This is a genomic window from Nonomuraea sp. NPDC048826, from assembly GCF_043198225.1.
GTDB lineage: Bacteria > Actinomycetota > Actinomycetes > Streptosporangiales > Streptosporangiaceae > Nonomuraea.
Map to the genome: position 1 here is coordinate 731,913 of NZ_JBICUQ010000005.1, position 7,480 is coordinate 739,392.

Genomic DNA, 7,480 nt, shown 5'->3' on the forward strand with positions numbered 1-7,480 from the left:
CGCCCGCGATCACTCGAAGCTTGATCAAGGAGACCACCCCGTGAAGACCGCTGTCGAGGAGCTCAGCCCGACCCGGGTGAAGCTCACTGTCGAGGTGCCGTTCGACGAGCTGCGCCCGAGCATGGATGCGGCATACAAGAAGGTCGCGCAGCAGGTGCGGGTCCCCGGGTTCCGCCCTGGCAAGGTCCCTGCGCGCATCATCGAGCAGCGCTTCGGCCGAGCGGTCGTGCTTGAGGAGACCCTCAACGACGCGGTGCCCAAGCTCTACGGCCAGGCCGTCGACGAGGTCGACGTGTTCCCGGTCAGCCAGCCTGACATCGAGGTCACGAAGATCGAGGACGGTGAGCAGATCGAGTTCACCGCCGAGGTCGACGTCCGTCCCAGCTTCGACGTCCCCGACTACCAGGGCGTCGAGATCACCGTCGACTCCGCCGAGGTCACCGACGCCGACGTCGACACCCAGCTCGACGCGCTGCGCCAGCGTTTCGCCACGCTGACCGGGGTCGAGCGCGCGGCCGCCGTCGGCGACTACGTCGTGATGGACCTGCGGGCCGAGATCGACGGCGAGAACATCGAGGAGCAGCAGGCCAGCGAGGTCTCCTACGAGGTCGGCGCCGGCTCGGTGCTCCAGGGCCTCGACGACGCGCTCGTGGGCATGTCGGCCGACGAGGAGAAGAGCTTCAGCACCGAGCTCGTCGGTGGTGAGCACGCCGGCCAGGAGGCCGACGTCATCATCAACGTCAAGTCGGTCAAGGAAAAGGTGCTGCCGGAGCTCGACGACGAGTTCGCGCAGCTCGCCAGCGAGTTCGACACACTCGACGAGCTCAAGGAGAGCATCCGCGAGCAGGTCCGCCGCACCAAGCTCATCGACCAGGTCGTGCAGGCCCGCGACAAGGCCCTCGACACCCTCCTGGAGAAGATCGACATCCCGATCCCGGAGAGCGCGCTCAAGGCGGAGATCGACGCCCGCAAGCACAACCTCGAGCACCAGGTCGCCGAGAGCGGCCTGAGCCGTGACGCCTACTTCCGTCTCTACCAGACGACGGAGGAGGAGCGCTTCGCCGAGTTCGAGACCTCCTCGGCCCGCGCCATCAAGGTCGGCTTCGTGCTCGACAAGATCGTCAAGGCCGAGGAGCTCGGCGTCAGCGAGCAGGAGCTGACCAACTTCGTGGTGCGCCGCGCCATGGAGATGGGCGTCCAGCCCAACCAGCTGGCCCAGCACCTCGCCGACAACGACCAGCTGACGCTCGCCATGGTCGAGATCGTCCGCGACAAGGCCAAGGCCGTTCTCGGCGACGCCGCCAAGGTCGTCGACACCGACGGCACCGAGGTCGACCTCAAGGCCATCTACACCGAGATCAACGGTGAAGAGGCGGGCGAGGAGCCGGCCGAGGAAGCCGAAGAGCAGAAGGCCGAGGCGTAACCACGCCCCGCGCCCGTCCTGAGCCCCCGTCCGGCCCGAAGCTGCGGGCCTGCCGGGGGCTTCGGTCGTGTCTGGAGGCATGCGCCGTCAGCGAACAGCCCGTGGACCGGGCATGACCTGTGGGCGAGGCGCGTTAGGGTCACAAGCAAAGCCCATCGATTACGACGCATCGGAAGGTGAAGCTGTGAGCAGCCCGCCGACCTTCTTCCAGCCTGAGTCGCGGGGCCGTGAAAACGGCTCGGCCTTCCGGCTTGAGGATCAGCTTTACCAGCGCCTGCTGCGTGAGCGCATCATCGTGCTGGGCCAGGAGGTCAACGACGAGATCGCCAACCGGATCTGCGCCGAGCTGCTGCTCCTGGCCGCCGACGATCCGGAGCGCGACATCACTCTCTACATCAACTCGCCGGGCGGTTCGGTCAGTGCCGGCATGGCGATCTACGACATGATGGAATACGTGCCCAACGACGTCTCCACGGTCGTCATGGGCATGGCCGCCTCGATGGGGCAGTTCCTGCTGTCGGCGGGGGCCAGGGGCAAGCGCTACGCTCTGCCGCACGCCCGCGTCATGATGCACCAGCCCTCCGGCGGCATCGGCGGCACCGCTGCCGACATCGCCATCCAGGCCGAGCAGATGCTCTACGTGAAGAAGACGCTGGCCGAGCGGATCGCCGCCCACACCGGGCAGCCGCTCGACGTCATCGAGCGCGACTCCGATCGCGACCGCTGGTTCACGGCCGACGAGGCCAAGGACTACGGCTTCATCGACCACGTCGTGCGCAGCGCTCGGCAGGTGCCCTCACAGGGCCCCGTCTCCTAGGGGGAGCTGAAAGTTGAACATCGAAAGCCGTTACGTTCTCCCCTCCTTCGTCGAGCGCACGTCCTACGGCGTGAAGGAGATGAACCCGTACAACAAGCTCTTCGAGGACCGCATCATCTTCCTCGGGGTGCAGATCGACGACGCGTCGGCCAACGACGTGATGGCCCAGCTGCTGACGCTGGAGTCGCTCGATCCCGACCGTGACATCAGCATCTACATCAACTCGCCCGGTGGGTCGTTCACGGCCATGACGGCGATCTACGACACGATGCAGTTCGTCCGGCCAGAAATCCAGACCGTCTGCCTCGGGCAGGCCGCCTCCGCCGCGGCCGTGCTGCTGGCCGGCGGCACTCCGGGCAAGCGGTTCGCGCTGCCCAACGCCCGGATGCTGATCCACCAGCCGTCCACCGAGGGGGGCGGCCAGGGCAGCGACATCGAGATCCAGGCCAGAGAGATCCTCCGCATGCGCTCGCTCCTCGAGGAGATCGTGGCGCGGCATGCCGGGCGGTCCGCTGCCGAGGTCCGAAAGGACATCGAACGCGACAAAATTCTCAACGCCGAAGAGGCAAAGGCGTATGGTCTGATCGATGACATTATCCCGTCCAGGAAGAAGCGAGCTCAGCCCGTCGCTTCCTAGACGAGACGTGATGCACCGGAGCGCTGCCCAAGAGGGCACGTTCCGGTGCGACTCGCCGCTAGGGGGCTCACTGAGGGCCCAGAAGACGGTAACGTCGAAACCTGAGCGGTTCGGACCGGGTCCGGAGGATACGGATCGCGGAGAGCAGGGCGGTCCCACGCAAAGGAGTATCTGGGGTGGCACGCATCGGCGACGGGGGAGACCTGCTGAAGTGCTCTTTCTGTGGAAAGAGCCAGAAGCAAGTCAAGAAGCTCATTGCCGGTCCAGGCGTCTACATCTGCGATGAGTGCATCGATCTCTGCAACGAGATCATCGAGGAGGAGCTCTCCGAGTCCTCCGAGCTCAAGTGGGACAACCTGCCCAAGCCGAGGGAGATCTACGAGTTCCTCGACGCCTACGTCATCGGTCAGGACAAGGCGAAGAAGGCGCTCTCGGTGGCGGTCTACAACCACTACAAGCGGGTGCAGTCCGGCGACCGGGGCAGAGACGACGGCCTTGAGCTGGCCAAGAGCAACATCTTGCTGCTGGGCCCCACGGGCTCGGGCAAGACGCTGCTGGCACAGACCCTGGCGAAGATGCTCAACGTGCCCTTCGCCATCGCCGACGCCACGGCGCTGACCGAGGCCGGCTACGTCGGCGAGGATGTCGAGAACATCCTCCTCAAGCTCATCCAGGCCGCCGACTACGACGTCAAGAAGGCCGAGACCGGCATCATCTACATCGACGAGGTCGACAAGATCGCCCGCAAGAGCGAGAACCCGTCGATCACCCGCGACGTCTCCGGTGAGGGCGTCCAGCAGGCGCTGCTGAAGATTCTCGAGGGCACCACGGCCTCGGTGCCGCCGCAGGGCGGCCGCAAGCACCCGCACCAGGAGTTCATCCAGATCGACACCACCAACGTGCTGTTCATCTGCGGTGGCGCGTTCGCCGGCCTCGAAAAGATCATCGAATCGCGCATCGGCAAGAAGGGCATCGGCTTCAACGCCATCATCCGGTCGAAGGAAGAGGTCGACACGGCCGACATCTTCGCCGACGTGATGCCCGAGGACCTGCTGAAATTCGGCATGATCCCCGAGTTCGTCGGCCGCCTGCCGGTCATCACCTCGGTGCACAACCTCGACCGCGAGGCCCTCATCCAGATCCTCACCGAGCCGCGCAACGCCCTGGTGAAGCAGTACCGCAAGCTCTTCGAGCTCGACGGCGTGGAGCTGGAGTTCACCGACGACGCCCTCGAGGCCATCGCCGACCAGGCCATCCTGCGCGGCACCGGCGCCCGCGGCCTGCGCGCGATCCTCGAAGAGGTGCTCCTGTCCGTGATGTACGAGGTGCCCTCCCGCCAAGACGTGGCCCGCGTGGTCATCACCCGGGAGTCGGTGCTCGAACACGCGATCCCGACTCTCGTACCCCGCGACCAGCTCGCCGCCAAGCAGCAGCGGACTCCACGAGAGAAGTCGGCCTGAGCCTCCCAGCCAAGGCCAGCGCCCCGTGGACACCCTCCATGGGGCGTTTCCCTTTCCCGTCTCCCTAGAATTGGTCACCGTGACAACGCCAGAGCTGCCCACCCAGTACACCCCGGCCGACGTCGAGACCCGCAGCTACGAGCGGTGGGTAACCGAAGGCTATTTCCACGCCGACCCGGGCAGCCCGCGCACGCCTTACAGCATCGTCCTGCCCCCGCCGAACGTCACCGGCTCGCTCCACATCGGTCACGCGCTCGACCACTCGGTCCAGGACGCGCTGACCCGCCGCGCCCGGATGCTCGGTCATGAGACGCTCTGGCTGCCCGGCATGGACCACGCCGGCATCGCCACCCAGAACGTCGTCGAACGGGAGCTGGCCAAGCAGGGCCTGTCCCGCCACGACCTCGGCCGGCAGGCGTTCGTCGAGCGCGTCTGGGAGTGGAAGGAAGAGTCCGGCGGCAAGATCCTCGGCCAGATGCGCAAGCTGGGAGACGGCGTCGACTGGTCGCGCGAGCGGTTCACCATGGACGAGGGCCTGTCGCGGGCGGTCCTCACCATGTTCAAGAAGCTCTACGACGACGGGCTGGTCTACCGCGCCGAGCGCATCATCAACTGGTGCCCCCGCTGCCTGACCGCGCTGTCCGACATCGAGGTGGAGCACACCGAGGACGAGGGCGAGCTCGTCTCGATCCGCTACTCCGACGAGATCGTGGTGGCCACGACCCGGGCCGAGACCATGCTCGGCGACACCGCGGTGGCAGTCCACCCGTCCGACGAGCGCTACGCGCACCTCGTCGGCACCACCGTCGAGCTGCCGCTCACCGGCCGCCGCATCCCGGTCGTCGCCGACGAGCACGTCGACCCGTCGTTCGGCACCGGCGCCGTCAAGGTGACCCCGGCCCACGACCCCAACGACTTCGAGATCGGCCGGCGCCACTCGCTGCCGTCCATGACTGTGATGGACGAGCGCGGCGTCATCACCGCTCATGGCCCGTTCGAGGGCCTCGACCGGTTCGAGGCGCGCCCGGCCGTGGTCGCCGCGCTGCGCGCCGAGGGTCTCATCGTCGAGGAGAAGCGCCCGTACCTCCACTCGGTCGGTCACTGCTCACGCTGCAAGACCGTCGTCGAGCCGCGGCTGTCGCTGCAGTGGTTCGTGAACGTGGGCCCGCTGGCCAAGGAGGCCGGCGACGCTGTCCGCGACGGCCGCACCAGCATCCACCCGCCGGAGATGGCCAAGCGCTACTTCGACTGGGTCGACGACATGCACGACTGGTGCATCTCCCGCCAGCTCTGGTGGGGCCACCGCATCCCGGTCTGGTACGGCCCCAACGGGGAGGTCGTCTGCGTCGGCCCCGACGAGACGCCGCCGGAGGGCTACGTCCAGGACCCCGACGTGCTCGACACGTGGTTCTCCTCCGGGCTGTGGCCGTTCTCCACCCTGGGCTGGCCGGAGCGCACCCCCGAACTGGAGCGCTTCTACCCGACCTCCGTCCTGGTGACGGGCTACGACATCCTGTTCTTCTGGGTCGCCCGGATGATGATGTTCGGCCTGTACGCGATGGACGGCGAGCCGCCGTTCCGCGTCGTCGCCCTGCACGGCATGGTCCGCGACCAGTACGGCAAGAAGATGTCCAAGTCGTTCGGCAACGTCGTCGACCCGCTCGACTGGATCGAGCGTTTCGGCGCCGACGCCACCCGCTTCACCCTGCTGCGCGGCGCCAACCCCGGTGCCGACGTGGCGATCAGCGAGGAGTGGGCGGCCGGCTCGCGCAACTTCTGCAACAAGATCTGGAACGCCACCCGCTTCGCGCTGATGAACGGCGCCGCGGTGGGCTCCCTCGACGGCGCCGATCTCACGGCCGCCGACCGGTGGATCCTCTCCCGGCTGCAGAGCGTCATCAAGGCGGCCGACGCGGCCTTCGCCGACTACGAGTTCGCCAAGGCATCCGAGCTGCTCTACCACTTCGCCTGGGACGAGGTCTGCGACTGGTACCTGGAGCTGGCCAAGATCCAGCTGGGCGAGGGTCTCGACCACACCCGGCTGGTCCTGGGGCAGGTGCTCGACGCCCTGCTGAGGCTGCTCCACCCGCTGGTGCCGTTCGTCTCCGAAGAGCTGTGGCGGGCGCTGACCGGCGCCGAGTCCATCGTCGTGGCGCCCTGGCCCACGGCCGACGCCCGCTACGACGATCCGCGGTCGGAGGCGGAGATCGCCGCCTTGCAGGACGTGGTCACGGAGGTCCGCAGGTTCCGCTCCGACCAGGGCCTCAAGCCCGGCCAGAAGGTGGCGGCCAAGCTCGATCTCGCCGGCAGCGCGGTGGAGCGGCAGGAGCAGGCGATCCGCTCGCTGCTGCGCCTCACCGAGCCGGCCGAGACGTTCTCGGCGACGGCCCGGCTCACGGTGGGTGGCGTGACGGTGGAGATCGACACGGCCGGGGCCATCGACGTGGCCGCCGAGCGCAAGCGCCTGGAGAAGGACCTCGCGGTCGCCCGCAAGGAAGCCGCCCAGGCCGCCGGCAAGCTGGGCAACGAGCAGTTCATGGCCAAGGCCCCCGCCGACGTGGTGACCAAGGTGCGGGCCCGCGCCGACCAGGCCTCGGCTGACATCGCGCGCCTCGAAGCACAGCTCGCCGCCCTGAGGGTTTGAGCCGTACGGGGGAGGGGAAGGCCTATTCGTTACCGAGAACGGGCCTTCCCGCCCTGCAGGGGCTGCTACAGTTTTCTGCGCGGGGCGGTTCTCGCCCTGACACCCCTACCGATGAGTCCGGGCTTCCGGCCTGGGTCCAAGCACTTGGTTGGACACAGGCGAAAAGTTCGGGTAAGTTAGCAGGGTTGCCTCGGAAGGGGCGTCCGGAATCTACCAGAATCTGACGGTTTGACGAGAATCGCCCGGATCTGATAGACTTCGGAAGACGAAACGAATGAACGCCTCTGCGGCAGGGGCCACGGGTTGGATCTTGCTGGGATGGACGCGTCCGTTTCTTGAGAACTCAACAGTGTGTTAAAAGCCAGTGCATGATGCACAAACCCCGTCATTTTTGACGGATTCCTTTTTTGGTTGGGAATCAAACCATTCATTGTTTGGAGAGTTTGATCCTGGCTCAGGACGAACGCTGGCGGCGTGCTTAACACATGCAAGTCGAGCG

Annotated in this window: 5 protein-coding genes and 1 rRNA gene; all 6 read left to right on the forward strand. The window is 66.8% G+C overall.

Annotated features, from left to right (window positions below; genetic code table 11):
• Nucleotides 1-40: 40 nt before the first annotated feature.
• Nucleotides 41-1,423 carry a trigger factor gene (tig, locus tag ACGFI7_RS21745; RefSeq protein ID WP_393407107.1) on the forward strand — a complete coding sequence of 461 codons (1,383 nt, stop codon included), beginning with the start codon at nucleotides 41-43 and terminating at the stop codon, nucleotides 1,421-1,423.
• Between the two features lie 184 nt (nucleotides 1,424-1,607).
• Nucleotides 1,608-2,240, forward strand: coding sequence for a ClpP family protease (locus ACGFI7_RS21750; RefSeq protein WP_393407109.1), 633 nt, complete (start codon nucleotides 1,608-1,610; stop codon nucleotides 2,238-2,240).
• A gap of 79 nt (nucleotides 2,241-2,319) precedes the next feature.
• Nucleotides 2,320-2,877 (forward strand): ATP-dependent Clp protease proteolytic subunit, encoded by a 558-nt coding sequence (locus tag ACGFI7_RS21755; protein ID WP_393407170.1) that lies wholly within the window; start codon nucleotides 2,320-2,322, stop codon nucleotides 2,875-2,877.
• Nucleotides 2,878-3,053: 176 nt separating this feature from the next.
• Entirely contained in the window at nucleotides 3,054-4,337 is a 1,284-nt protein-coding gene (gene clpX, locus ACGFI7_RS21760) for an ATP-dependent Clp protease ATP-binding subunit ClpX (protein ID WP_393407111.1), read from the forward strand.
• 70 nt (nucleotides 4,338-4,407) lie between these two features.
• Nucleotides 4,408-6,981: a valine--tRNA ligase gene (locus ACGFI7_RS21765; RefSeq protein WP_393407114.1), complete on the forward strand. Its 2,574-nt coding sequence runs from the start codon at nucleotides 4,408-4,410 to the stop codon at nucleotides 6,979-6,981.
• Nucleotides 6,982-7,412: 431 nt separating this feature from the next.
• Nucleotides 7,413-7,480: ribosomal RNA gene (locus ACGFI7_RS21770) — 16S ribosomal RNA — on the forward strand; the annotation flags it as partial.

What these genes read in the sequence shown, in the direction of transcription:
- ACGFI7_RS21755 (WP_393407170.1), top strand. Translation starts at nt 2,320, where the DNA reads ATGAACCCGTACAACAAGCTCTTCGAGGACCGCATCATCTTCCTCGGG.